This window comes from uncultured Algibacter sp. (assembly GCF_947487575.1).
Taxonomy (GTDB): domain Bacteria; phylum Bacteroidota; class Bacteroidia; order Flavobacteriales; family Flavobacteriaceae; genus Algibacter_B.
Map to the genome: position 1 here is coordinate 86,048 of NZ_CANKXG010000013.1, position 24,349 is coordinate 110,396.

Consider the following 24,349-nt stretch of genomic DNA (forward strand, 5'->3'; position numbering starts at 1 on the left):
ACAAAATCAAGTTGGTGGTTTCTATTATTTAAAAATGAAATTTTAATGTTGAAATATAGTTAGCCTTTGCGTTAGGGATTGTAGTGGAAATCCTTTTGCTTTTCTGTAAATGGGTTAGAGACTTTTTGATTAGGTTATGCGTTTGTTAGTGGATTCCTGCCTTCGCAGGAATGACAAAAAAGCAAAAGATTGTAGCGGGAAGCCCGACCCTTGTGGTAACGCCCAAGTATTAAAAATTTAAAGCCACTTTTTCTTCCTGAAATAATAGAGCATGCCTAAAAACATGATAATCATGACGCCCCAGAGGATGAAGTAGGAGTATTTGTATTGGAGTTCTGGGATGTACTCGAAATTCATGCCGTAGATGCCTGCGATGAAGGTGAGCGGGATAAAAATGGATGCCATTATGGTGAGGACTTTCATGACTTCGTTCATTTTATTACTGATGGTGGTCATGTACATATCCATTAAACTCCATATCATTTCGCGGTAGATATCGATGTTTTCTGAAACTTGAATGAGGTGGTCGTAAATATCTTTGTAATAGGTGATTGTCTTTTTTTGAATAAGCGGACTTTCGTTTTTTTCGATACGATTAATAACTTCGCGTAATGGGAAAATGGCACGACGTACTCTTAGAATTTCGCGTTTTAGATTTTGGATTTTCTGACTGATATCATCATCTACAGCTCCCGAAAAAATTGCAGTTTCAAAGTCTTCTATTTTATCGCCTAAAATTTCTATAACACTAAAATAATGGTCGACTATGGCATCGATTAAGACGTATAACAGATAGTCTGATTTCATGTTGCGTACACGACCTTTGGATTGCCTTAAACGGTTTCTGACTTGATCAAAAACATCGCCTTCGGCTTCTTGGAATGATAGGACATAATTTTTGCCTAATACAAAACTGACTTGTTCTGAAACAATTTGTTGCTCATCATCATAATACAACATTTTTAATGAGACAAATATATAATCATCATACTCATCAATTTTTGGGCGTTGCGCTATGTTTACAACATCTTCTAATACTAAAGGGTGTAATGCGTAGTGTTTACCTAGGGCTTCAATTTGATCAACGTGGTTTAAGCCGTTTAAATTTATCCATGTTACAGAATCGGTATCTTTATACTCAAAACTTTCTTGAACGGATTGCAATTCTTTTTCGGTACAAAAGTCTTTACCATAATCAAAGGTATCGATAAAAAGTTTTTCTTTTGAGCGATCGCCTGTGTAGATAATACTACCTGGGATTTTTCCTAAAATCTTTTTGGATCGGTAAACTCTTTTTCTTAGCATTGATTGAATTTATACTCTAAATATATGGAATATATTATACAGCTTCGCCGTCATCTTCAATAATATCGTCTATAGCGTCCTTTTTAACTAGAGTTACTGCTTTTTGTAACATGAGGTTGTTGGGATAGGTTACTAGGTCACCGTTTTCTAATCTTAAATGGAGTTGGAAGGCCCTAATGTCTTCAATAATAGCAGTAATTGGGAAATCTTTATCGTGGATTTCTATTTTATCGCCAACTTTGTATGGAAAGTTGAAAAACATAATAATGCCTGAGGTTACGTTACTTAAAATAGACCAAATAGCGAAAAGAGCGATACCTAAAATAGCAAAAACAGACGAAAATATTACTGCGAGATCTTTAAATTCTGCTCCAAAAATGAAGGCTTCAATAATTAATGTGAGTATAAGAAGTGTAACTGAAACGTATCTGCACATGAGCCTTATTCTAGCATCGTTTATGCTATTTTTTTTGGCTATTTTTCGTATTGTAAAATTTATAATAAATCTTATAACTAGTACAGAAAGTAGAATGAATCCTGTTATTGTAAATTCGTCTTGGTTGTTTTCGATGAATGCAGTAAACATAAGTTAAAATTTAATACAAAGATACGCCCAAAATGAAAATAATTTTAATTTAGTTGAAGGGTTTCTCTGAGAACTTTATCTTTATTGCTATTCTTTTGCCAATAAGGCAATTTGATGGTTTTTAGCTTTGTGGCTTTTGTGGTTAGCGTTTTAGCATTAGCACCAAAGCCGCTTTTAAAGGTTTCTTCCCAACTTAAAATATCGTACGGAAATTTTGGGTTAAATGTAATTGATAATGTTCTATTTAATTCTGGGTACTTTATAGAATATCTGTTTTCTGTTAAGGTTGCAGATGCTTTGTGGGCTTTTATGGTTTTATGTTTTAATCTTGTGAACTCTAAAGAAGGAATAATTTTTAATTCGCCCGTTGGTAATGATTTTGGATTAATGCGAAGTTTAGTCCATAACTCGTTTTCTAAAATAGCTTTATCGAGTTTAAAATTTTGGTCTGCTTCACCCTCAAAATAAGAATGCGACATAACTTCAAATTGCTTTCTGTTGTTAAGTTGAGCATACACATGTCCGCACCATTCTTGCATAGAACTTGATACTTTTACAGCGTGTTTATTGTTTGAAACAGGGTAGAAGGTACTTTGCATAATGGTGTATGGATATACACCAGTATTAAAGTGTTTTGTGGCATTTAATTTTAAAACAGGAATGTTTTTAGCGTTTTGATAATCTGCTTTTACTTGTATGTCTGGAAGGAAATCTTCAGTTACATAGATTAAAACGGCTTTACCTTCTCGAATTTCGCCATAGCGGGCTTGTTCTAATTTATAGGAAGAAATTTCGGCTTCTCCAGCGTACCAATAGGCATTGAATTCTGGAGAGGTTTCTTGTTTTTTAGGTGCTTCTGATTCAGTTATTTTTGTGTCAGAATGCATTGCAAAATCTTTTGATGCCGTTTTGTTTTGGCATGATACGATAAAAGCGAATACCCCAATTGTAAGCCAAAAAAGAATTTCTCCTTTAATAACCTTTTCTAATTTCTTAATTGTTTCCATAGCATAAATTTACAACGCTAAGTTGTTTCTGCAATGGTATTTAACGTTTTGTAAACAAGATGAACGGGTAAACCCATAACGTTAAAATAAGAGCCTTCAATTTTTGTAACACCTATTTGTCCTATCCATTCTTGTATGCCATAAGCGCCTGCTTTATCGAAAGGTTTGTATGTTTTTATGTAGAAGTTTATTTCTTCATCGGAAAGCGCTTTGAAAGTTACTTTTGTAATATTATGAAGTGTTTTTTCAAAGGAAGGCGTTGTAAAACAAACCGAAGTAATTACTTCGTGTGTTGCGCCGCTTAATGATTTCAAAATACTGAAAGCTTCATCTTCATCATGTGGTTTTCCTAAGGCTGTGTTGTTATGCCAAACAATGGTATCGCTTGTGATTAAAATATCGTTGGATTGTAACTCTTTTTTAAAGGGTAAAGCTTTTAATTGCGCGAGGTAATTACTGATTTCAAAATGTGTTAATCGTGAGGGATATTCTTCTTTTACGGGTTTAAGTCTTATTTTGAAATCGAGTTCTAGGTTTTTGAAAAACGCTTGCCTTCTAGGAGAACCTGAAGCGAGGATAATATTAAAGTCTTTTAGTTTTTCTTTTAGCATTTTTATTTTTTTAGTCGCACTCGCACTCGTTTTTCTTTACGTCTTAGCGCCTTTGCGCGACATTTTTTATTTTATTCAGCGAATCTCTGAGAGATAAAATTCTATCCTAGAATAACATACTTGTATAAAAGTAAGGAAAGCATCCCGAAAAGCATAATCCATTTATACATATTGCTAATATGGTGCATATCCTTCTTAGTAGAGGTGCTAAAGGTTTTTATGCTTGTATAAATAAGCGGGCCAATAATAAACAGCAAAAAATAGCCAACAGCTATGGGTTGTTTGTATAAATCTGAAACTACGTAAAAGATGATACCAATTAATGGAAAGAAATTTAAAGCAGTTAGCACATGTTTTGCTCGTTCTCGCCCAATGGCAATGGGTAAGGTGTGCATTTTAGCTTTGTAGTCGCCATCAATGTCTTCAATGTCTTTTGCTATTTCTCGTAATAAGTTTATTGAGAAAGCAAACAACGCATAATCTAAAATTACTTTAAAAAATACTACTTGGGTTTGTTGGTTTGTGGGTGTCATCATCGGAATTAATTCAAATACACCAACAACTATTAAACTCAAAGCAACAAGCACAGAAATAACAATATTGCCAACTAAAAGCGTGCGTTTTAAGTAAGAAGCATACACATAAAGCAAAATAGAAATAACCACGAATATGGAGAAAAAAGGTGCTTTACCAACTGTATTCGATAAGTAAACCCCAACGCTAACACCAACTAAATTAAGCCCGATAAACCAATTATAGGCAGCTTTTTCTGAAACAGATTTATCAATAATAACCTTATATGGTTTGTTTACTAAATCAGTTTCAATATCGTAAATATCATTAATAATATTTCCAGCAGCTGCAATGCAAATGGTGGCTAAAATTAAAAGTGTAATACCAAATGCATCCAAAGCTGTTTGCACACCAAAAGGTTCTAAAAGCGCATACTTAATAAGTAATTGCACTATGGCAATCATTACTAAGTTTTTCCATCGGATGAGGTTTAGATAGTTAATCGTTTTTGGTTATTAGTTAATAGTTGTTGATGTGTTAATTGATTGATAATAAGAATTAATGATACAGTTTAGTAACCAGTAACCAGTAACCAGTAACCAGTAACCAAAATCAATCATACTTAGCTCCAAAATTGCCATTCCATTTTCCTTGAACTTTCAAAACCTGTTCAATCACATCGCGAACCGCACCTTTACCACCTTTTTTATGAGAAATATATTTCGAAATGGCTTTAATTTCAGGAACAGCATCTTGCGGACAACACGGTAAACCAATACCTTTCATAACAGGATAATCAGGAATGTCATCACCCATATAAAGCGCGTTTTCAGATTTCACACCCTTTTTAGAAAAGTAATCATCAAGCTGTTCAATCTTGTTATGAGCACCAAGATAAATATCGGTAATACCCAAACCAGATAATCTAATACGAACGCCTTCATTACTACCTCCAGAAATGATACACACATTAAAACCCGCATCAACAGCGGTTTTTAAAGCATAACCATCTTTAATGTTCATCGTTCTTAGCATTTCGCCGGTAGTGGTAACCGTTACCGATCCATCCGTTAAAACCCCATCAACATCAAAAATAAATGTGGTAATATGCTCTAAATATTCCTTATAACTTTTTTCTTCCATGCGTACGTTTTATAGATTCTGTAAGCAATTCATAGATCGCTTTATGCTGCTCATTTTCTAATTGTTTTAAGTGCTTTTTAATCGTTTTTTTATCGTTGCGTTTCGCAGGACCCGTTTGCGCTTTAAAAGGCGACATCTCTTGAACTTTCTTCGCCGTTTCCAAAATAAGAGGCTTCAATAAATCAAATTCAGCACCCTCACTTTCCGTAATTTCATGCCCAATTCTATACAGTTGGTTCGTAAAATTATTTACAAAAACTGCCGCTAAATGCAGTACACGCCTTTGGTCGCTATTAATCCGTTTTGTTGGACTACCTAAACTCGCCGCAATTTTTTTTAACAACGGATAACTCTTTTTATCAATCGTTTCAATACAAATTGGCACATCTCCAAAATCTATTTCAGCCGCTTTACTAAAACTTTGCAACGGGTACAAAACCCCACGTTTATGTTTCATATCCAAATCGTAAACACTCACACTTCCAGAGGTATGAACCACCAATTTATCAACAAAAGGCACTTTACTTGATACTTCCGAAATCACATCATCACTAACCGCTAAAATATAAATATCTGCGTCCTTTAGGTTATTCAAATCATCGGTAATATCAACCAAATTTATATACGGTTTTATAGCAAGCAAACTCCTGTTATACCATTGGATAACAGAAACTTCACCCGTTTTATCAAAACCCTTAAATAAATGTGTGGCAATATTACCAGCGCCAAGTAGTACAACAGAAATCATGTTGCTAAAATACTAATGAAATATGAATTAACCCTTAGAATTATTAATTTTTGGGCGCAACCCAAAAGGGTCGGGCTATCCGTTACAAGTCCTCGCAACCGCACTAAGGTGCGCTTGCTGTGGGCTATCCACTTCTATCCCTTGCGCACCTATTTGCTAAGGTCGTTTTCAGTTTTAGTTTCAGTCTCAGTTTGCAAAAGTCTGTATAAAAAAATCAGTTTCTAACAATCTGTATTCAACCGAGTAAGCCTTTGCGCCTTTGCGCGAAAAAATAGCCTGTAACTCTTCAAATTTCCAAGTAACAAAATATATTTAGTTTGCAGAATTCAACATGTATATTACCAACAAAATAGCTTAATTTTGTATACATGAAACAAGACCTCCAAACCAGAGCAGACGTAAATCTACTAGTCACAGAATTCTACAAAAAAGTAAGAGCAGATAAGGTACTTGAGCCATTTTTTAACGATGTTATAAAAGATTGGGATGCACACTTAGAACGTCTAACCACTTTCTGGGAAACAAGTTTGTTCATGACTCGCAAGTTAGAGCATAAATACCATGGCGATCCACTAAAAGCACACGTAAAAGTCGATAAAGAAAACAATAACAGCATCACAGAATTACATTTCGGACTCTGGCTAAACCTGTGGTTTGAAACTATAGAAGAACTTTTTGAAGGCGAATATGCCGAAAACGCAAAACGTCGTGCCAGAAAAATGGGAACATTCCTATATCTCAAAATTTTCGAAGCAAGATTTCAGTAAGCAGTCCTCAGTAAGCAGTCTTCAGTATGTAGCCTTTAGTAAACAGTCACAGTTTTCAGTAATTTGTGTTCATCTTTGTGTCTTTGAGCCTTTGCGATAAAAGAAACAGAGTAGAGTAAGTAGTCAATTTGGGTTTAGTGCATCTCTGTGAAACTCCGCGAATCTCAGCGTAATAATTTCGGTCTTCTATCATCAGTCTTTCATCTTCCAACTCCTTGCTTCCAACTCCAAACTTTTACCACACTTTAACACTTCCAAATAAACATTAATCCTTAAATTTGCAAAACCTTTTAAAAGGCTTAAGATTATGCAAAAAAAGCTCGCTAATATTTTCTTCTCAACCAGACTTACTGCTGTTTTATTTATCCTTTTTGCTGTGGCCATGGCAACTGGAACTATTTTAGATTCAGGACAAGAAACATCGCCAACACCATACACTAGGACTTTAATTTATAATGCATGGTGGTTTGAAGCTATTATGGTATTTTTTGTCATAAATTTCACAGGAAATATATTCAGATTCAGACTGTACAAAAAAGAAAAGTGGGCAACATTCATTTTGCATTTAGCTTTCATTTTTATTTTGTTAGGTGCTTTTATTACAAGATATGCAAGTTTTGAAGGCATGATGGCCATACGTGAAGGCGCTACAGAGAATTCATTTCTTTCACAAAAAACATACATTACAGCTTACATTGATGGTGATTATGAAATTAATGGGCAAGTACAACAACGCTTTTTAGAAAGCGAAGTTGATTTTTCAGGTCGTTTAGAAAATGATTTCAAAATCAATACAGAGTATGGTGATGAACCAGTAACTATTGAACTAGAAAAGTTTATAGTTAGCGCAGAAGAAGATATTATTCCAAATGATAATGGCGAATCTTATTTAAAAATGGTAGAAGCAGGAGATGGAGGAAGACATAACCATTTCTTGAAAGTTGGAGAAATTGCAAACGTTCATAATATATTAATTGCACTTAATAAACCTACCGATGGCGCTATTAATATTACATATCAAGGTGATTCTTTAAGTATCAATTCTCCTTTTGAAGGCGATTATATGACTATGGCAACCAGAGTACAAGGTAAACTAGTAAAAGATAGTTTGCAGCCTCTAGTATTACGCTCGCTTTATAAGATTGGTAATATGCAAATGGTATTCCCTAATCCTGTTGTAAAAGGTGTTTTTGATGTGGTTGAGAAATCAGAAAAATTAAAGAACGATGAAGATGGTGTAGTTTTAAAAGTAGCCACTAATGGCGAAACCCAACATGTTGGGTTATTAGGCGGAAAAGGTACAAATAGCAATTTTAAACAAGTTAAAATTGGCGGATTAAATTTTGCTTTTAGATACGGTTCAAAGGTTTTAGAGTTACCATTCTCTTTAAAGTTAAACGATTTTGAAGCTGAACGTTATCCAGGAACAGAGCGTGGCTATTCAGCTTACTCAAGTGAAGTCACTATTGTAGATGAACGCACTGAAGATTATGATTATAAAATATTCATGAATAATATTTTAGATCATGATGGATATCGATTTTTCCAATCTGGATTTGATCCAGATGAAAAAGGAACTATACTTTCTGTAAACCATGATTATTGGGGAACATTGATTACTTACATCGGTTACATGATGTTATATTTTGGGTTAATGGCTATTCTATTTTCTAAATATTCCCGTTTTGCAGACTTAAAACGCTACTTGGAAAAGGTGAAAGCTAAAAAAGCGAAGCTGCTTACTGTTCTCGTTTTATGTTTTGGACTTAGCGGACTTGCTCAAGAACACCATGAAGGCGATCGGCATGATCATTCTGGACAGCCAACCAAAGCACAAATAGATTCTATTTTAAAAGCGAATATAGCACCTAAAGCCCACGCTGATAAATTTGGGCATTTAGTAATTCAGGATTTAAGCGGGCGTATGATGCCGGTTAATACGTATGCTTCTGAAATGCTTAGGAAGTTAAGTAAAAGTGATGCGTATGAAGATTTTGATGCCAACCAAGTGTTTCTTTCTATTCAAGAAAGTCCAATGCTTTGGTACAATGTGCCTATTATTTATTTGAGAGCTAAAAAAGCAGACTCAATACGGAGTCTAATCGGAGCTAGTAAGGATGAAGATTATGTGCCTTTGGCTAGTTTTTTTACAGACAGAGGGGATTATATATTAGCGCCATATCTTGATGAAGCATACAAAGCACAAATACCAAACGGATTTCAAAAGGAGTTTAAAGAAGCCGACCAACGTGTTAATTTATTATATAATACTATTGAAGGGAGGTCTTTAAAAATTTTCCCGATTCCAGAAGATGAAAATAACAAGTGGATTTCAAATTTTGATTATAAAACGGCCCCTTCTATAATAAAAGATTCGCTTTATAATAATTTTATAAAAAATGGATTTAGAGCCTATTTGTTTACCTTAAATCAAGCAAAACAATCTGGAGATTTTAAGGAAGCCGAAAAGTTACTTTCTGCCTTCAAAAAAACACAACATCGTTATGGAGGGGAAGTGATGCTTAGTGATGATAAAGTGAAAACCGAAGTACTTTACAATAAGTATGATATTTTTAAGAAGCTTTTTAGTTGGTATATGTATGCTGGGAGTTTGTTGTTTGTGTTATTAATTATTCAGATATTTAATGATAAGCGCAAGTTTGTTAATGTGTCTGTAACGGTTTTAAAATTTGTCATTTTAGGCTTGTTTATATTACACACTGCTGGTTTAATTACACGTTGGTATATTTCTGGTCATGCACCTTGGAGTGATGCTTATGAGTCTATGATTTATGTGGCTTGGGCAACTATGTTTTTTGGTTTAGCTTTTGGAAGAAAAAGTGATTTAACCATCGCATCAACAGCTTTTGTAACCTCAATGATTTTAATGATTGCACATTGGAATTGGATGGACCCTGCTATAGCCAATTTACAACCGGTTTTAAATAGTTATTGGTTAATGATTCATGTGGCGGTTATTGTGGCTAGTTATGGTCCGTTTACCTTAGGGATGATTTTAGGTGCAGTGTCGTTATTACTCATGATTTTTACAACCAAAGGCAATAAAGTTAAAATGGATTTAAACATTAAAGAGCTAACTACTATTAACGAAATGGCTTTAACGGTTGGTTTAGTAATGCTTACCATTGGAAACTTTTTAGGTGGTATGTGGGCCAATGAGAGTTGGGGGCGCTATTGGGGTTGGGATCCGAAAGAAACGTGGGCGCTTATTAGTATTATGATTTATGCTTTTGTAATCCATATGCGATTAGTTCCTGGATTACGTGGACGTTGGTTTTTTAACCTGATGTCTATTATAGCGTTTGCAAGTATTCTAATGACTTATTTTGGAGTGAATTTTTACTTAGCTGGTTTGCATAGTTATGCTAGTGGAGATCAAATTGTGAGTGTTAAGTTTATTGCTATTGCTTGTGTTTTGGTTGCTGTTTTAGGATTTTTTGCGTATCGTGGGTATGCGAGGTATTATAAAAAGTAGGTTAATATTTTTAAAATGAAGGCATTGCAACATAAATTAGAAGGATTAATCCAATTGGGGAGTGATTATATCTTGGGGTGCTCTGAATCTGAAATTTCACATAGAAGGTCTCCTGAAAAATGGTCTAAAAAAGAAATTTTAGGACATTTAATTGACTCTGCTGTTAATAATCTGAAACGTTTTACCGAAATTCAGTTTGAAGAAAAACCATATCGTTTTGATAATTATAAGCAAAATGATTTGGTAAAGGCTAATGATTATCAAAATTCTGATACTAGAGAACTACTTGATTTTTGGAATGCTATTAATAATAGAATAGTTTATTTGTTTGGTATTCAGAATGAAGAAACGTTAAACTTTGAGATTGCTCTTGAAAATGGTGATGTTTGTGATTTGAGGTTTTTGATGGAAGATTATTTGGATCATTTGGAGTATCATTTAAATCAGATTATTGCTTAGTTTTTGGTGCGTTCATTTAGCCTTGATACATTGAACCAAAAAATCAAATCAATTTAAGGAAATTGCTAAAGCGCCATTCGTTATTGAAACTTTACGCTTGATGCTGCGCATCGCGATTAGGTTTCTTTTCTCATTTTTTTTGCAAATTGATGTTTCCGACTGTGTCGGAATTAAGGTGTTGACTTTTTTATTATTTTATCTTTTTAGAACTAGTTTTTTTTGTTTTGCTAATGGCTAATCTTCAAAGTAGTGGCTTCTGCGGATTTGCCCGCGTTAGGGATTGCAGTGGATAGCCCACAGCCCGACGTAGGAGGTGCGAGGACTTGGAACGGAAAGCCCGACCCCTTTTTTTGGGGTAACGCCCAAATTGTTTTTTATTTTTCGATTAATGTTAAGACGTACTCGTAGCCTAACCCGAAAGCGATGGCTAAACCGAAACTGATGAGTGAGCCGATGAGGATGTACTCGGTGAGTTTGCGGTCTTTGGCTTTGGATAAATCGCTGAAACGGAATACCGATTTTGCGGTGATGAGGAAACCGACACCTTCCCAGTGGTTTGTGATGATGAACATGAATACGAAAAGGCGCTCGAGAACTCCTATATATGCGCCGGCATCTTCAAGTGTTGATTCTTTGTTGTATTCGGATAAATCCCATTTGGATATTATGGTTCGCATGATGATTGCTGATGCTTTTGTGATTCCGAGTAAACAGGTTAAAAACAGGAGTGTTTTTGGTTGGAACAGGAACTCTAAATTGATGTTGTAAGGTTGATAGATTTTAACTACCAAGGCTATAACTAGGAGGTGTGCGAGTTGGTCTAAACCAAATAGCAGACGAGGATTTATTTTGGTGTTGAGGTGGAGTTTTATAATGTCGATTATGTAATGCGAAACGGGGATGATGATTAAGGCTAACCAATATTTAAAATTGAATTGTAGGAGTACAATTAGTGCTATAACATGAATTAAAATATGCCAATAGAGGTACTTGGATTTGTGTTTGTGTTTTTCCTTGTGCTGAACCCATTTGTAGGGCTGAAATAGGAAATCGCCAATGGCATGGGCTAGTATAAGTTTTATGGCTAGGGTTAACATAGGCTTTGTATTTGGGTTTTGTAATAGTCTAGTAGTTTTGAAATCTCATCGAAACCTGCTCTTTTAAGGCCTTGGCTGATGTTGCCTTGGGTTTTATTTTGGATTTTGGCTAATTGATTTTGGTTTAAATCTGGGTTTTCTAAAGTTGTTTTTACCAATATTGCTGTGGTGCTAGACCAATTATTTATGGTTAATTGTGCTAATTCTAGCATGATGTTTAATGCTGTATCAAAGCTATTGAAAGGTGATTTTATGGCTAATGTTGTTTTTTTTAGATTCTCGAAACACTCGCCAGAGTTTATAAAGGCACTTCCGTTGGATTCGGTAATGTTTTTAGATTGATATGTTTTTTCGCCTATACCAATGGCAAGACGTACATCTAAATGTTCAAATTGTTTTATAGTGGCTTTTATAAGCATACATGCTTGTAAGGCTTGTTCTGGTTGTACTTCTAGTTGAAAACTATCGCCTCTGTAAACTTCCCATGTTTTTGGTGTTTTACCAAAACTATTAAGCGTGTTTTTAAGTGCTTCTAGCCAGTTTTTTGGAGTGCTTTTTTTAGAGTTTATAATATCTCCTGTTATTATACTTGTCATGATTTGGTATAAGATAGTATCAAATGTATCATTTTTATAGAAGAATACAAAATTATTAGCTTAAAAACTAATAATATAAAATATTAGCTTAATGAGTAATAATTTTGATTATTAGTTAAAATGATGATATTTAGTAGCGCTATTTTAAAGTAATTGTGACTATGTCTTTTAAGTTGCTTTTTCTGTTTAAAGGATTAAAAATCCCAATTACAATCTAATCCCAATTATAATATCTTTGCATCTGAAAATATAATAGGGTTTAGGTATGAAATTATTTAAGGAATTTAAAGAGTTTGCTGTAAAAGGAAACATGATGGATATGGCTATTGGTATCATCATTGGTGCATCTTTCAATAAAGTGATTGATGTATTGGTGAAAAAAATATTTCTGCCGCCATTATCTTTGTTAACTGATGGTGTGAATTTTCAGAATAAAAGAATCATTTTAAAAGATGCTGTTAGTGATGCTTCAGGTACTGTTTTAACGGATGAGGTTGCCATAGGTTATGGTGCTTTAGGGGAAGCATTATTGGATTTTATCATTATTGGATTTACGGTTTTTATTGTGGTGAAGTTTATGAATAGATTAAGGAATAAAGCTCAGGATACTAAAGATACTACCGTTGTAACACCAAAGGATATTGAGTTATTATCGCATCTTACAGAACTTATGGAAGAGCAAAATGCCTTGTTAAAGGCAAAACAATAGTTATTACGTATTATGGCAAAAACAGGTAGAGAAAAGAATACTAAGAATAAAGCGAAACATTCTAAGTTGATGAATCAGAAGAAGAATAAAAAGAAATCTGAAGCTGTGTTGCGGAAGGAGCGCTTGAAGGCTATTATTTTGAAATCTAAAGAAGCAAGTAAGGATTAAAGAAGGTTTTTTATTTTACTAAACGCAATGGCTTTAAAATCTTTAATAACCATATCAGCTTTTGAATAGTCTTGGTTTTTAGAATGAAAACTATCAAAACCTACACAGAAAATACCTGCACCTTTTGCAGCTTCAACACCGTTGGTTGAATCTTCAATAACAATACATTTGTCTTTTGAAAACCCTGTAGCTTCAGCAGCTTTAATAAAAATTTCGGGGTGTGGTTTAGATTGTTTTAAATCGCCACCACTTAGTTTAGCTACAAAATATTGGTTTAAATTAAACCTGTCAAATATTTGATTAATACTCGTCATAGCTGCAGAAGATGCTAGTACTAAAGTAAGTCCGTTGCTATGGTAATCTTTTATTAAATCTAAAACGCCATCAATAAGCCCTAAATCAGAATTGCTGTAAAAAAAGTGTTTGTAATGTTTACGTTTTATGGCTACAAGAGTTTCTGGGGATTGCTCTAAATTAAAATGGTCGCATAAACGTTTACAAATATTGATAGTGGATTGTCCTGTGAAAGATTCGTAAAACTCAGTTGAAACTTCAATGCCAACTTCGTTAAACATATCATGATAGGCTTTATTATGCATAGGTTCACTATCAATAATAACACCATCCATATCAAAAATAACCGCTTTTAACATCTGTAACTTTTTTTGCGAATATATAAGAATTGATGATAACTCACTAGAAAACTATTTTGTAGTTTTGAATACTTATTAAAATGAAATAAAAATCAAAGTAAACTCGAAATTTCATCCAAAGAATAAACATAAATCAGGATATGATTTAGACGCTTTATGCGAAACATATCCAGATTTATTGCCTTTTGTTTTTGAAAATAAGTATCAAACAAAAACGATAGACTTTGCAAATCCTAAAGCTGTTAAAGCTCTAAATACAGCCATATTATTTAAAGACTACAATATTAAGTTTTGGGAGTTTCCAGATATTAATTTGTGTCCGCCAATTCCTGGGCGTGTGGATTATATTCATCATATAGCTGATTTATTAAAGTCATCTAAAATATTAGAAAACATTAGTGTTTTGGATGTTGGAACTGGAGCGAGTTGCATTTATCCCATTTTAGGACAAGCTGAATATCATTGGAGTTTTGTTGCTACTGATATTGATGAAAGGTCATTAGAATTTGCTCAAGAAATCATCGATAAAAATAATTTTACTGATTCTATAACTTTAAGACTTCAAAAAGATACTTCTCAAATTTTAAAAGGTATTTTAAATAAAGATGATGTGTTTTCAGTATCTATTTGTAATCCGCCATTTTATAAATCTGAAACAGAAGCTTTAGAAGCTACTTCAAGAAAGTTGAAAGGCTTAAAAAAAGAAGGCGATAAAGTGGTTAGAAATTTTTCAGGTACTCAAAATGAACTATGGTATAAAGGTGGAGAGAAAGCTTTTATCCATAATTATCTATATGAAAGTTTTTTATTTAAAGAACAGTGTGTTTGGTTTACAACTTTGGTTTCTAAAAAAGATTTGGTAAAAGGCATGTACACCTCTTTAAAGAAATTAGGTGCTTCAGATATAAAAACAATTAACATGGGACAAGGACAGAAAATTTCACGAATTGTAGCTTGGACTTATAAATAAAAAGGAACCAAAACGTTTTAAATATTTGTCTTGATTCCTTTTCAACTAATAACCAATACTAAAAATTATATTTTTATAGTTCTTTTTTTCTCAAATCTATTTTATAAAACAAGCCCAATTGCAGTCTATGGAGACTTAATTTTTTTATGGCTCTGTTGAGGTAACCAACTTGTACATTTACAGATTTAGAAACGTTAATTCCCAAAGCAGAATAAAATCGATTTTCTGAAAAACCAGTTACTTTTTTGGAATTAAGAGTCGTAATATATTCATTGTGAATACGAAAGAATAAGGTTTTATTAAGGGGTATTTTAAGCCCAAGTCTATATCTCAATCTATTATGTGTGATATTTGAAGTAGATTTGTTTAGGAACCGTTGCTCAGCTCTTAACCTGTGATCTATTGGAAGTTTAAATAGCTTATGTTTATAGCCAATCTGTTCAGATAAACGGTTTTCAAAAGTATGTGGGCCATTTGTTTCAAAGCCACTATCAATATCTGCATACCCATAAGCCAATGTAGTTGTTACTTTAGGTGAAACAGCATAGTTTAGTGAAAGATTATATAAAATAAAGTTGAAATTATCAGCTAACTCATAGTCCCAAGCTTGAATTAAAGTACTTATGCTAACTTTATCAGAAACTTTATGATTTCCTAAAAAAGTGAACCAAGATCCTAACTCATCTTCTACAGGAGATTGAGAAAATGTTTTACTGAAACTAAATATGAAAAATAGTATAGCAATGTAATATTTCATTTTTTGGTATTTTGAGGGTGTAAATTTTTGTTGAATGTTCTTATTTAAAATGGCCATATCATTGGAACAAGTACTAGCGATATAATGAAAAATAGAAGTAAAAGTGGAGCGCCTACTTTCATATAGTTCATAAATTTGTAACCTCCAGCGGTCATAACCATTGCATTTGTTGTTGTTCCTATTGGCGTTAAAAATGCTGTTGATGCGCTAATAGCAACTACAATCATAAATGGAGCAGGAGATAAGTTTAATGAATTGGCCGCAAGTATGGCAATAGGAGCCATTAATACAGCAGTTGCAGAGTTGTTTATTACTTGGCTAAATGTTGTAGTTAGTAAAAATATACCTCCTAATAGCATAATAGGGTGAATGGCTCCTAAATAATCTACTAATGCATTTGCAATTAATTGTGCGGTTCCTGTTTTTTGAAGCGCTATACCCATTGGTATCATGGCAGCAATCATTACTACACTTGTCCAACTAATGCCCTTATATGCTTTTGAAATAGGGACACATCCTGTTAATAATACTACGCCTGCTGCAATTAATGCTGCCATAGACCCTGGAAGAATCTTGAAAACCATAAATACAATCATTAATAACAACGCACCAAGCGCGATGAAAGATTTTGAACTAAGACTATCTACGTTTTTGGCCATTCCTTCAGGACTACCAATAATAACTAAGTTTTCGTGTTGTTTCTTTAAATCATCAATATGTTCCCAAGTACCACGTATTAAGAAAGCATCGCCAGCCTTTACAGTAATTTCTTTTTCTAACAATGGTTTTTTGTTTCTGGATGCAGCAAGAAGCTGGATGCCAAAGCGTTTAAAGTAATTGTTTAGCTTGTATTTTCTGCCTACAAGCATTGAGTTAGGGTTGACAATTACTTCGGTCATACCAACCTCTTGGTTAATAAGATTGTGTTTTAATTCATCAGTAATAGGTTCTAAAGGTAATAGCCCTAACCTAAACGTAATCATTATTTTATTGATTGCCTCGGTATCTCCTTTTACGGTAATAATATCATGGTATAGAAATTCAGTACTCGGGCTAGGAAACTCAATAAACTGAGGTATTTTTTTTAATACATTAGGGTGTCTTCTTTTAATTCTTATAATAGTAACATTGTAATCTTTTTCTAATTGCCAAGCTTCTATTTTGGTGTTTAATAGAGGAGATATTGATCTTACACGTAAGCGGTAATAGTCGCTATCAACTTTATATGCCTCAATCCAATTATGTAATGTAGATTCAATATTTACGGGCTTATTATTGGTTTTGTTTTCTGGTAATAATTTATACCCTATATATCTAAAGTATAATAATGCTACAATAAGTAATGGTATACCTATTAATGCAAATTCAAAGAATGAAAAGCCTTCAAAACCAGCTTCAACTAATGCATTACTGGCTATAATGTTTGGAGGTGTTCCTGTTAAGGTTAATAATCCACCAGTATTAGATCCAAATGCTACTGGCATAAGCATTTTAGAAGGTAATGTGCCTATGCTCCAAGCTGAAGAAATAGTTAATGGCATTAGAGTAGCCACAGTACCAGTATTACTAACAAACCCTGATAATACACCACCACCAAGTGTTATAATTACTAACAGTTTAGGAACACTTTTGCCCGCCCATTCTACAAATTTCTTACCAGCAAGCGCAGTCCATCCTGTTTGTGCAATACCTTCTCCAATAATAAACAATGCAGCAATCATAATAACCGTTGGGTTGCTAAAGCCGCTTAAGGTTTCTTTGGAGTCTAGAATACCTGTTAGGAATAAGCTCAACATAGAAATTAGAGCTACAATATCTGGTGTAAACTTGCCCCAAACAAAAAGCCCAATGGTAATAACTAAAATGGTAAGCATTAAATAAATCATATCTTGTAAATCTTTGTTAAATATAGCACTAAATTAGGGTGCTTAATAATTATGAAGTAAAATTACAGTGGATATATTCTTATAATTATGACGAATGTCATGCTTTGTATTTTAGGGGTGTTTTTAAACAATTAGTAGTTTTGTAGTGTATAAAATGAAGAAACTATTAACGAATACGTTTTCGTTATCAAGAGTTTTGAGATATTCCATATTTTTGATGAATATTTTGATGCTTGAGTTGATGAAATCAGAATAAAAAAATAAAATTTAGATATGAAATTAGATATTCTTGCCTTTGGTGCACATCCAGATGATGTAGAATTAGGTTGTGGAGGTACCATAGCTAAAGAAGTAGCGCGTGGGAAAAAAGTTGGTATAATAGATTTAACTAGAGGGGAGCTAGGTACTCGAGGTACAGCCAAAACTAGAGATGCGGAAGCGAAGGATGCAGCTAAAATATTAGGTGTTTCGGTTAGAGAAAACTTAGGGTTTGCTGATGGTTTTTTTGTGAATGATAAAGAACACCAGCTCAAAGTTATTAAAATGATACGAAAGTATCAACCAGAAATTGTTATTTGTAATGCTATTGACGATAGGCATATTGATCATGGAAAAGGAAGTAAACTCGTTAGTGATGCTTGTTTTTTAAGCGGATTGATAAAAATTAAAACAGATGATGATGGCGTATTACAAGATCGATGGCGACCAAAACAAGTATACCACTATATACAATGGAAAAGTTTAAATCCAGATTTAGCAGTTGATGTTTCAGGATTTATAGATAAAAAGATGGAATCCGTTTTGGCATATAAAACTCAGTTTTTTAATGTTGATAGTAAAGAACCTGAAACACCAATATCTAGTAAAAATTTTACAGATAGTATTATTTATAGGTCTAGAGATTTAGGACGCTTAATAGGTGTGGAGCATGCAGAAGGTTTTACTACAGAGCGTTACGTAGCTGTTGATAGTTTGTTTGATTTAAAATAGTTAAAAACTTCATTAAAATAATAAAAAAGTCTTTGTAATAAAGATTGAAATCAATTACATTTGCACACGCATTACAAAATGCAGTTATACGGTGGTTCTACACTAGTTAGAGCATTCCTTTTGAAAACTTTTTTAAAGTTTTAGATAAAAGCAACACGGTGGTGTTCTTCTCTTTGGTTAGAGCAACTCCTTTTATTAAAGTTTTTTAAACTTTAGATAATAAAAAACACATGGTGGTTGTAGCTCAGTTGGTTAGAGCATTGGTTTGTGGTACCAAGGGTCGCCGGTTCGAATCCGGTCTTCCACCCAAAAAGTAAAAGCCTTTCAAGAAATTGAAAGGCTTTTTTTGTGGTTTTAATCTTGTAGATTTAATCTAGTTTTATTCTTTCATCTCTATTAGCTAATTCCCAAGCAGTATGAAATATTAGTCTTGTACGAGTTTCTAAAAAGGCATAATTAATTTTATTTGGTGTGTCCGATGGTTTATGATAATCAGCATGCGTACCATTAAAATAGAATATTACTGGAACGTTGTTTTTTGCAAAATTGTAATGATCTGATCGGAAATAAAAACGGTTAGGGTCATTATCATCATTATAAGTATAATCAAATTCTAAATTGAAATATTGCTTATTAATTGCTTCGGAAACATTGTGTAACTCTTTACTTAATTTATCAGATCCAATAAGGTATAGATAGTTTTTGCCTCCTGCTTCATGTTTAGAGTCTACACGACCAATCATATCAATATTTAAATTTGCAACTGTATTTTTTAAAGGAAAAATGGGGTCCTCATCTGCATAATAGCGTGAGCCGTAAAGTCCAATTTCTTCTCCTGTCACATGTAAAAATACAATAGTGCGTTTAGGGCCATTTCCATCTTTTTCAGCAGCTTTAAAAGCTTCGGCAATTTCTAAAATAGCAACAGTTCCTGAGCCATCATCATCAGCACCGTTATTAATATCACCATTTCCAGAAATACCTATATGATCTAAGTGTGCAGAAATAATAATAACTTCATCTGGTTTTTCGCTTCCTTTGATATAGGCAATTACATTTTCTGAATCTTCAATACCACTTTTATTAAAATACGATGCGGGAATCTCTTGAAAATAATCATCTTTAGCAATAGGTGATTCAATATTATTTGATTTATAATTGTTTTTTATAAATTCAATAGCTTTTTTTTGCCCAGGTTCACCTGTTTTTCTTCCTTCAAAATCATCTGAGGCATAGGTGAAAAGCATGTCTTTAAGTTCATTAGAGGTTATTGTAGTTGCATAAGTTTCAGGACTAACGTCTTTATCTGTATTATTTTTATTTTGTGATGAACTGCAAGAAGATAAAAGAGTGCTAACACAAATAAGAATGGCTAAATTTTTCATGAATTTGTAATTTTTTATTAAGCTATATTACAAAAATGAATTAATAGACTGATAAATTTTCAATCTATTTTAACAATTCATTGTTTGCATCAATTACAAGCCTGTTTTTTTGATTAGCAATCTGCCAGGCTGTTGCAAAAATAAGTTTTGTACGTTTTTTAAGTAATGAGTAATCTATTTTATCTGGTGTATCCGAAGCCTTATGATAATCTTCATGTTCACCATTAAAATAGAAAATAACAGGAATGTTTTGTAAAGCAAAATTATAATGATCAGATCTAGAGTAATAACTGTTCCTTTCGCCTATCTTATTAAATCTATAGTCAATATTAATATTAAAGAAGGTGTTATTGATTTTTTCAGAAATATAATGGAGTTCTTTACTTAATCTATCAGATCCTATTAAATAAATGTAGTCTTTGTTGTTTATATGTATATCATCAACACGACCAATCATATCTATATTAAGATTAGTAATGGTGTTTTCTAAAGGAAAAACTGGATGCTTTGTGTAGAATTCTGAACCTCTTTTACCAATTTCTTCAGCTGTTAAATGAAGAAATAAAATACTACGTTTTGGTCCGTAACCATCTTTCTTTGCCATAGTAAATGCTTGAGCCATTTCCATAATAGCAACAGTTCCAGAACCATCATCATCTGCGCCATTATTTATTTGTCCATCATTAGAAACTCCTAGATGATCTAAATGCGCCGAAATAATAATAATTTCTTCTGGTTTTTCTGTGCCTTCAATAAAGGCTAATACATTTTCAGAACTTTTATAATTATTCGAAAAAAAACTAGCAGGTATAGTTTGGTAATAGTTTTCGCCTTCAAAGGGCGATTTAATTTGCTCGTTTATATAATAAGACTTCAAAAAATTAGTGGCTAACTTTTGCCCTGGGGTACCAACTTTTCTGCCCATAAATTCATTGGACGAAAATTTATATAAATGTGTTTTTAATTCTTTGGTTGTTATTGTATTAGCATACTTAATTACTAAAGCACTATCGCATAGTACAATATTATCTTTAAGATTTTGAAGTTTTACTTCATATTTTGGTTTAGAACATGTTCCTACCAATGCAATTAGAGAGAGGATACAAAAAGTTTTCATGTATATTAAGTTATTATTAATCACACATAACTTACAATCTTGTTATTTTGTTAGGGAGAAAAATTATTAGTTTTATTAAGTCTTGGGCAAAGATACAAATTCTGAGAAGAAATTACTTACTCATTAATTGTGATGTCTTCTAAGTCGGAATCATCTATTTCAATATCAAGTTCTTCTAGTTCTTCTATCGACTCCTCTTCAAGTTTACTTTCAGTAGCTTCAATATCCTTAGTGTTTGTAACTTCAGTTTTAGAAAATATAGATTTATATGTGGTTAGTACTAGTGCAGCAATGGTTAAAAGAAATGAAAATTGAATTATCTTTTTTACATGCCCTGATTTTTTGGATAAATAAAAAGCAATTAAGCCAAAAATTAGCGCAGCTACTGCAGGGAAAATAGCGAGGTTAGAAATAGGTAAAACAGAAAAAATAATAGCGAATACTGATGCAATTAAAGCTAAAAAAGTAAAAAGTCTTTTCATTTTAAATATGTTTAATGTTTTAAACCAGAAACAGATTTTATTTTTAATTCGCCAGATCCAACTGGGATTTTAAATTTTACTAAAACAGGAATTTTATTTTCATCAGCGGTTAGCCAAAGTGTACCGTTTAATGTGTTAGAACTTGCAGAACCTATAGATAATTTATAACAAGCTTTTTTTCCTAAAGGGGTAGATATGGTTTCTTTACCCAAATAGGTAACTTTTCCTTTTTCTTCAGTTCTATCAAATAAAATGCTAAATACTTTGCTAGTACCAGGGCTTAAGTTTCTTAAGTCAAAAGTTCTTATGCCATATAATGTCGATATAATGTCTTTAGTATCAGGAGCAATAGATATTGTTTTGTTTTCAACATGATTGTTCTTTTTTGTTTGAACACTTTTAACCGTATTCGTTTTATGGCTAAAGGTATACTTCATATTTTTATAATAACCACCCTCGTTAATATCTCTATTATGTAAATAAGGCTTTAGGGTTTTCGGATTCACATAAGTTTCATATAAATCTCTAATTTTAAAAAAACTATCCCATTTGCTATAGGTGAAAGCTGTACATTTTAATCGTAAAAGTGTTGCTTTTGACGTTTTAACAGCATCAGTTTCCATAGTCACTTCAGCCAAGTTTGTCATAATACCAGACATATTATAAGATGCCGTGTAGACTAGTTTTTCGCCAACTCCAACGGCATTATTATTTTGAGCATTTAATGCTAAAGAGAATAAGAATGTTAATAAAAAAGAAAAACGAAGCATAAATTTATTTTTTTGATTATAACGTACCATTAATCATTTATTGTGCCGAAAATACAATGCTTAAAGGTATTATGCTAATTTATTATGAATATTGAAAAGTCTGTTTAGCTGATTTATGTCATAGTTTTTATTATGTAAAAAAGATAAGTTTACTAGATAATATCTAATATCATGAAAAATGTTCTGCTACCTACCGACTTTTCAAAAAATTCTATAAACGCTATTTATTATGCTTTAGAGTTCTTAAAAGGTCAAAAATGTAAGTTTTATATCGTGAATGTTCAGAAAGCTTCTTCTTTTATAACTGATGATATGATGGTCGTTAATTCGTCTACAAGTATTTATAAAACAGTGATTGATGCTGCAAAAAAGTCTATTTCAAATATAATAACTACAGTTAGCGAAGAGTTTGGAAATGAAAATTATCAATTTCATTCTATTGTTGATTATGATAATTTTATAGATTCCATTAACCAAGTTGTTGAAAAACGCAATATAGATTTAATTATTATGGGAACAAAAGGTGCTTCTGGTATATCAAAAATGCTTTTTGGTAGCAATACAGTTCGTGTAATGCAACGCTGTAATGCATCTGTGTTGGCAATTCCTGAGGGCTGTAAGTTTAAAAAAATAAATCACTTAGCTTTTGCAACAACAAATTCAAAAAGTTTTAAAAAGGAACACTTACAGGTTTTAATTAAAATAAAAGAATTAAAAAGTACTTCAATGCAGATACTTCATTTAGCAGACCAAAATCATTTGGTATATGATGCTTATGATAATATGGATTTCTTTGATAAAAATTTTAATGATGCAAGCCACGAATTTATTGATGCTCCAAGTGATGATATGTTCAATGTTGTACACAATTACATTAGAAAAAATAATATTAACATGCTAGCAATTATGAATAAAAAACACTCGTTTCTAGAACGCCTTTTTAAAACCCATACTGTAGAGCGGTTTGCCTTTAAAATTGATATTCCGCTTTTAGTTATGCAAATGAGTGAATAATTTTTTTAAACCTTATTTGAATAATTTATAAATTAAAATTTCAGCGCAATGAAAAATGCTCTATGCTTAACAGTTCTAATGGTTGTATTATTAACCAGTTGTAATAACTCTAAAAATAGAGTATTAGACACAGCACAAAACAATATTAAAAAACAGGATACCATTCACCCCGGAAAAAAACTTATGGAAACATATTGTTATGCGTGTCATGATGCCACAACTTCTGAAGATAAAAGACTAGCACCACCCATGATTGCTATTAAAAGGCGTTATATTTTTAAAGATACCTCAAAAGAAGAATTTATTACAGATATGCAAAATTGGATTAAGAACCCCACTGAAAAAGATGCAAAAATGTATGGAGCTGTAAGGCGTTTTGGCGTGATGCAAAAATTACCTTATCCTGAAGATGTTATTGATCAAATAGCAGATTATATATATGATTATAATATAGAACAACCCGAATGGTTTGAGGCGCATTATAATCAAAACATGAAAAAAAAGATTTAATTAATTCAATTAACTAAAAGAAAAAAAGGGTTAAAAGTGTAACAAATCATACCGTTGTGCGTCATATAAGTATCAATCAATAATTAATCATCATGCGACAAGACAATCAACTATTAGTCATCACACATTTAAGTCAGTTAATCACTTTGGTTACTGGTTTTGGTAGTTTATTATTACCGCTAGTGCTATGGCTTACACAAAAAGAAAAAGTGTATCAAATGGATACTCACGGAAAAAACATTATAAACTTCCAGTTAAGTTTAATCGTATATTGTCTAATCTGTATTCCGTTAATATTATTATTCGGTTTAGGGCTTTTAGGCTTTATCGTTTTAGGCATCATCTCCGTTATATTTCCTATAGTAAATGCTATACGAGCAAGCCGAGGCGAAACCCCAACATACCCTTTATCTCTTAATTTTATTAGTTAGTGAATTCCCGTGCAAACGGGAATCTTTTAAGGCAAATTCCTTAATCGATTTACGAGATAAAACAAAACGCTCACTTTTAGTGGGCGTTTTTTTTGTTTAAAATGTCCCGTCCTGAAATAGCGATACACTAAAACATTAGTGTAATGAAAACATCGGAAAACACTGGGTACGTAAAGCGT

Annotated in this window: 26 protein-coding genes and 1 tRNA gene; 11 read left to right on the forward strand and 16 right to left on the reverse strand. The window is 32.7% G+C overall.

Annotated elements, in window-relative coordinates:
• Nucleotides 1–237: 237 nt before the first annotated feature.
• The 7 genes from corA to Q0870_RS14145 form a co-directional block, all read right to left on the reverse strand.
• On the reverse strand, nt 238–1,305 hold the full coding sequence (gene corA / locus Q0870_RS14115) for a magnesium/cobalt transporter CorA (protein WP_298556387.1): 1,068 nt from the start codon (nt 1,303–1,305) through the stop codon (nt 238–240).
• Nucleotides 1,306–1,339: 34 nt separating this feature from the next.
• Nucleotides 1,340–1,891, reverse strand: coding sequence for a mechanosensitive ion channel domain-containing protein (locus Q0870_RS14120; RefSeq protein WP_298556389.1), 552 nt, complete (start codon nt 1,889–1,891; stop codon nt 1,340–1,342).
• A gap of 44 nt (nt 1,892–1,935) precedes the next feature.
• A complete protein-coding gene (locus Q0870_RS14125) occupies nt 1,936–2,898 on the reverse strand; it encodes a septum formation inhibitor Maf (protein ID WP_298556391.1) in 963 nt (320 codons plus the stop codon).
• 17 nt (nt 2,899–2,915) lie between these two features.
• Nucleotides 2,916–3,509, reverse strand: coding sequence for a Maf-like protein (locus Q0870_RS14130; RefSeq protein ID WP_298556393.1), 594 nt, complete (start codon nt 3,507–3,509; stop codon nt 2,916–2,918).
• Between the two features lie 101 nt (nt 3,510–3,610).
• A complete protein-coding gene (locus Q0870_RS14135) occupies nt 3,611–4,525 on the reverse strand; it encodes a geranylgeranylglycerol-phosphate geranylgeranyltransferase (RefSeq protein WP_298556441.1) in 915 nt (304 codons plus the stop codon).
• Between the two features lie 109 nt (nt 4,526–4,634).
• The gene (locus Q0870_RS14140; RefSeq protein ID WP_298556395.1) at nt 4,635–5,165 is read right to left on the reverse strand and encodes an HAD-IIIA family hydrolase; all 531 of its coding nucleotides are present in this window, start codon (nt 5,163–5,165) and stop codon (nt 4,635–4,637) included.
• Nucleotides 5,146–5,913, reverse strand: coding sequence for a DUF2520 domain-containing protein (locus tag Q0870_RS14145; RefSeq protein ID WP_298556397.1), 768 nt, complete (start codon nt 5,911–5,913; stop codon nt 5,146–5,148). Before Q0870_RS14145 ends, Q0870_RS14140 begins: the two co-directional genes overlap by 20 nt.
• A gap of 368 nt (nt 5,914–6,281) precedes the next feature.
• Between Q0870_RS14145 and Q0870_RS14150 the strand changes: the two genes are divergently transcribed.
• The 3 genes from Q0870_RS14150 to Q0870_RS14160 all read left to right on the forward strand — a co-directional run bounded on the left by Q0870_RS14150 (nt 6,282) and on the right by Q0870_RS14160 (nt 10,635).
• Nucleotides 6,282–6,680 (forward strand): group III truncated hemoglobin, encoded by a 399-nt coding sequence (locus Q0870_RS14150; RefSeq protein WP_298556400.1) that lies wholly within the window; start codon nt 6,282–6,284, stop codon nt 6,678–6,680.
• A 307-nt stretch (nt 6,681–6,987) separates the two neighbouring features.
• Complete coding sequence (gene ccsA, locus Q0870_RS14155; protein ID WP_298556402.1) at nt 6,988–10,176, forward strand: cytochrome c biogenesis protein CcsA; 3,189 nt, start codon at nt 6,988–6,990, stop codon at nt 10,174–10,176.
• A gap of 15 nt (nt 10,177–10,191) precedes the next feature.
• Nucleotides 10,192–10,635 carry a DinB family protein gene (locus tag Q0870_RS14160; RefSeq protein ID WP_298556404.1) on the forward strand — a complete coding sequence of 148 codons (444 nt, stop codon included), beginning with the start codon at nt 10,192–10,194 and terminating at the stop codon, nt 10,633–10,635.
• A gap of 374 nt (nt 10,636–11,009) precedes the next feature.
• On the opposite strand, the gene Q0870_RS14165 is transcribed toward Q0870_RS14160, so the two are convergent.
• Nucleotides 11,010–11,732 carry a DUF3307 domain-containing protein gene (locus tag Q0870_RS14165; RefSeq protein ID WP_298556406.1) on the reverse strand — a complete coding sequence of 241 codons (723 nt, stop codon included), beginning with the start codon at nt 11,730–11,732 and terminating at the stop codon, nt 11,010–11,012.
• A complete protein-coding gene (locus Q0870_RS14170) occupies nt 11,726–12,328 on the reverse strand; it encodes a transcriptional regulator (RefSeq protein WP_298556408.1) in 603 nt (200 codons plus the stop codon). Before Q0870_RS14170 ends, Q0870_RS14165 begins: the two co-directional genes overlap by 7 nt.
• Before the next feature lie 265 nt (nt 12,329–12,593).
• On the opposite strand from Q0870_RS14170, the gene mscL reads away from it, so the two are divergent.
• Together mscL and Q0870_RS14180 are read left to right on the forward strand one after the other, a co-directional pair.
• On the forward strand, nt 12,594–13,037 hold the full coding sequence (mscL, locus tag Q0870_RS14175) for a large conductance mechanosensitive channel protein MscL (protein ID WP_298556410.1): 444 nt from the start codon (nt 12,594–12,596) through the stop codon (nt 13,035–13,037).
• A 12-nt stretch (nt 13,038–13,049) separates the two neighbouring features.
• A complete protein-coding gene (locus tag Q0870_RS14180; protein WP_298556412.1) occupies nt 13,050–13,205 on the forward strand; it encodes a hypothetical protein in 156 nt (51 codons plus the stop codon).
• Here Q0870_RS14180 and Q0870_RS14185 read toward each other — a convergent pair.
• Complete coding sequence (locus Q0870_RS14185; RefSeq protein WP_298556414.1) at nt 13,202–13,858, reverse strand: HAD family phosphatase; 657 nt, start codon at nt 13,856–13,858, stop codon at nt 13,202–13,204. The two genes, Q0870_RS14180 and Q0870_RS14185, sit on opposite strands and share 4 nt — an antisense overlap.
• Nucleotides 13,859–13,943: 85 nt before the next feature.
• Here Q0870_RS14185 and rlmF point away from each other — a divergent pair, with 85 nt between their 5' ends.
• Nucleotides 13,944–14,828 (forward strand): 23S rRNA (adenine(1618)-N(6))-methyltransferase RlmF, encoded by an 885-nt coding sequence (gene rlmF, locus Q0870_RS14190; protein WP_298556443.1) that lies wholly within the window; start codon nt 13,944–13,946, stop codon nt 14,826–14,828.
• 73 nt (nt 14,829–14,901) lie between these two features.
• Here the strand turns inward: rlmF and Q0870_RS14195 are convergent, their stop codons facing one another.
• Nucleotides 14,902–15,585, reverse strand: coding sequence for a DUF2490 domain-containing protein (locus tag Q0870_RS14195; RefSeq protein ID WP_298556416.1), 684 nt, complete (start codon nt 15,583–15,585; stop codon nt 14,902–14,904).
• A 44-nt stretch (nt 15,586–15,629) separates the two neighbouring features.
• Complete coding sequence (locus Q0870_RS14200; protein ID WP_298556418.1) at nt 15,630–17,471, reverse strand: SLC13 family permease; 1,842 nt, start codon at nt 17,469–17,471, stop codon at nt 15,630–15,632.
• Between the two features lie 273 nt (nt 17,472–17,744).
• On the opposite strand from Q0870_RS14200, the gene bshB1 reads away from it, so the two are divergent.
• Both bshB1 and Q0870_RS14210 read left to right on the forward strand, forming a co-directional pair.
• Nucleotides 17,745–18,461: a bacillithiol biosynthesis deacetylase BshB1 gene (gene bshB1, locus Q0870_RS14205; RefSeq protein ID WP_298556421.1), complete on the forward strand. Its 717-nt coding sequence runs from the start codon at nt 17,745–17,747 to the stop codon at nt 18,459–18,461.
• A 232-nt stretch (nt 18,462–18,693) separates the two neighbouring features.
• Nucleotides 18,694–18,769, forward strand: a tRNA-His gene (locus tag Q0870_RS14210).
• A gap of 60 nt (nt 18,770–18,829) precedes the next feature.
• Here Q0870_RS14210 and Q0870_RS14215 read toward each other — a convergent pair.
• The 4 genes from Q0870_RS14215 to Q0870_RS14230 all read right to left on the reverse strand — a co-directional run bounded on the left by Q0870_RS14215 (nt 18,830) and on the right by Q0870_RS14230 (nt 22,215).
• The gene (locus Q0870_RS14215; RefSeq protein ID WP_298556422.1) at nt 18,830–19,846 is read right to left on the reverse strand and encodes a M28 family metallopeptidase; all 1,017 of its coding nucleotides are present in this window, start codon (nt 19,844–19,846) and stop codon (nt 18,830–18,832) included.
• A gap of 64 nt (nt 19,847–19,910) precedes the next feature.
• A complete protein-coding gene (locus Q0870_RS14220) occupies nt 19,911–20,963 on the reverse strand; it encodes a M28 family peptidase (RefSeq protein ID WP_298556423.1) in 1,053 nt (350 codons plus the stop codon).
• Nucleotides 20,964–21,079: 116 nt separating this feature from the next.
• Nucleotides 21,080–21,445 carry an FUSC family protein gene (locus Q0870_RS14225; protein ID WP_298556425.1) on the reverse strand — a complete coding sequence of 122 codons (366 nt, stop codon included), beginning with the start codon at nt 21,443–21,445 and terminating at the stop codon, nt 21,080–21,082.
• Between the two features lie 11 nt (nt 21,446–21,456).
• Nucleotides 21,457–22,215 carry a DUF3108 domain-containing protein gene (locus Q0870_RS14230; protein ID WP_298556427.1) on the reverse strand — a complete coding sequence of 253 codons (759 nt, stop codon included), beginning with the start codon at nt 22,213–22,215 and terminating at the stop codon, nt 21,457–21,459.
• 171 nt (nt 22,216–22,386) lie between these two features.
• On the opposite strand from Q0870_RS14230, the gene Q0870_RS14235 reads away from it, so the two are divergent.
• The 3 genes from Q0870_RS14235 to Q0870_RS14245 all read left to right on the forward strand — a co-directional run bounded on the left by Q0870_RS14235 (nt 22,387) and on the right by Q0870_RS14245 (nt 24,170).
• Entirely contained in the window at nt 22,387–23,229 is an 843-nt protein-coding gene (locus Q0870_RS14235) for a universal stress protein (RefSeq protein ID WP_298556429.1), read from the forward strand.
• Between the two features lie 48 nt (nt 23,230–23,277).
• Entirely contained in the window at nt 23,278–23,739 is a 462-nt protein-coding gene (locus Q0870_RS14240) for a c-type cytochrome (protein ID WP_298556432.1), read from the forward strand.
• Nucleotides 23,740–23,831: 92 nt separating this feature from the next.
• Complete coding sequence (locus Q0870_RS14245; protein WP_298556434.1) at nt 23,832–24,170, forward strand: DUF4870 domain-containing protein; 339 nt, start codon at nt 23,832–23,834, stop codon at nt 24,168–24,170.
• The last annotated feature ends 179 nt before the right edge of the window (nt 24,171–24,349 follow it).

Coding starts and splice junctions, on each gene's coding strand:
- corA (WP_298556387.1), bottom strand. CDS start 1,305: ATGCTAAGAAAAAGAGTTTACCGATCCAAAAAGATTTTAGGAAAAATC.
- Q0870_RS14120 (WP_298556389.1), bottom strand. CDS start 1,891: ATGTTTACTGCATTCATCGAAAACAACCAAGACGAATTTACAATAACA.
- Q0870_RS14125 (WP_298556391.1), bottom strand. CDS start 2,898: ATGGAAACAATTAAGAAATTAGAAAAGGTTATTAAAGGAGAAATTCTT.
- Q0870_RS14130 (WP_298556393.1), bottom strand. CDS start 3,509: ATGCTAAAAGAAAAACTAAAAGACTTTAATATTATCCTCGCTTCAGGT.
- Q0870_RS14140 (WP_298556395.1), bottom strand. CDS start 5,165: ATGGAAGAAAAAAGTTATAAGGAATATTTAGAGCATATTACCACATTT.
- Q0870_RS14145 (WP_298556397.1), bottom strand. CDS start 5,913: ATGATTTCTGTTGTACTACTTGGCGCTGGTAATATTGCCACACATTTA.
- Q0870_RS14150 (WP_298556400.1), top strand. CDS start 6,282: ATGAAACAAGACCTCCAAACCAGAGCAGACGTAAATCTACTAGTCACA.
- ccsA (WP_298556402.1), top strand. CDS start 6,988: ATGCAAAAAAAGCTCGCTAATATTTTCTTCTCAACCAGACTTACTGCT.
- Q0870_RS14160 (WP_298556404.1), top strand. CDS start 10,192: ATGAAGGCATTGCAACATAAATTAGAAGGATTAATCCAATTGGGGAGT.
- Q0870_RS14165 (WP_298556406.1), bottom strand. CDS start 11,732: ATGTTAACCCTAGCCATAAAACTTATACTAGCCCATGCCATTGGCGAT.
- Q0870_RS14170 (WP_298556408.1), bottom strand. CDS start 12,328: ATGACAAGTATAATAACAGGAGATATTATAAACTCTAAAAAAAGCACT.
- mscL (WP_298556410.1), top strand. CDS start 12,594: ATGAAATTATTTAAGGAATTTAAAGAGTTTGCTGTAAAAGGAAACATG.
- Q0870_RS14180 (WP_298556412.1), top strand. CDS start 13,050: ATGGCAAAAACAGGTAGAGAAAAGAATACTAAGAATAAAGCGAAACAT.
- Q0870_RS14185 (WP_298556414.1), bottom strand. CDS start 13,858: ATGTTAAAAGCGGTTATTTTTGATATGGATGGTGTTATTATTGATAGT.
- Q0870_RS14195 (WP_298556416.1), bottom strand. CDS start 15,585: ATGAAATATTACATTGCTATACTATTTTTCATATTTAGTTTCAGTAAA.
- Q0870_RS14200 (WP_298556418.1), bottom strand. CDS start 17,471: ATGATTTATTTAATGCTTACCATTTTAGTTATTACCATTGGGCTTTTT.
- bshB1 (WP_298556421.1), top strand. CDS start 17,745: ATGAAATTAGATATTCTTGCCTTTGGTGCACATCCAGATGATGTAGAA.
- Q0870_RS14215 (WP_298556422.1), bottom strand. CDS start 19,846: ATGAAAAATTTAGCCATTCTTATTTGTGTTAGCACTCTTTTATCTTCT.
- Q0870_RS14220 (WP_298556423.1), bottom strand. CDS start 20,963: ATGAAAACTTTTTGTATCCTCTCTCTAATTGCATTGGTAGGAACATGT.
- Q0870_RS14225 (WP_298556425.1), bottom strand. CDS start 21,445: ATGAAAAGACTTTTTACTTTTTTAGCTTTAATTGCATCAGTATTCGCT.
- Q0870_RS14230 (WP_298556427.1), bottom strand. CDS start 22,215: ATGCTTCGTTTTTCTTTTTTATTAACATTCTTATTCTCTTTAGCATTA.
- Q0870_RS14235 (WP_298556429.1), top strand. CDS start 22,387: ATGAAAAATGTTCTGCTACCTACCGACTTTTCAAAAAATTCTATAAAC.
- Q0870_RS14240 (WP_298556432.1), top strand. CDS start 23,278: ATGAAAAATGCTCTATGCTTAACAGTTCTAATGGTTGTATTATTAACC.
- Q0870_RS14245 (WP_298556434.1), top strand. CDS start 23,832: ATGCGACAAGACAATCAACTATTAGTCATCACACATTTAAGTCAGTTA.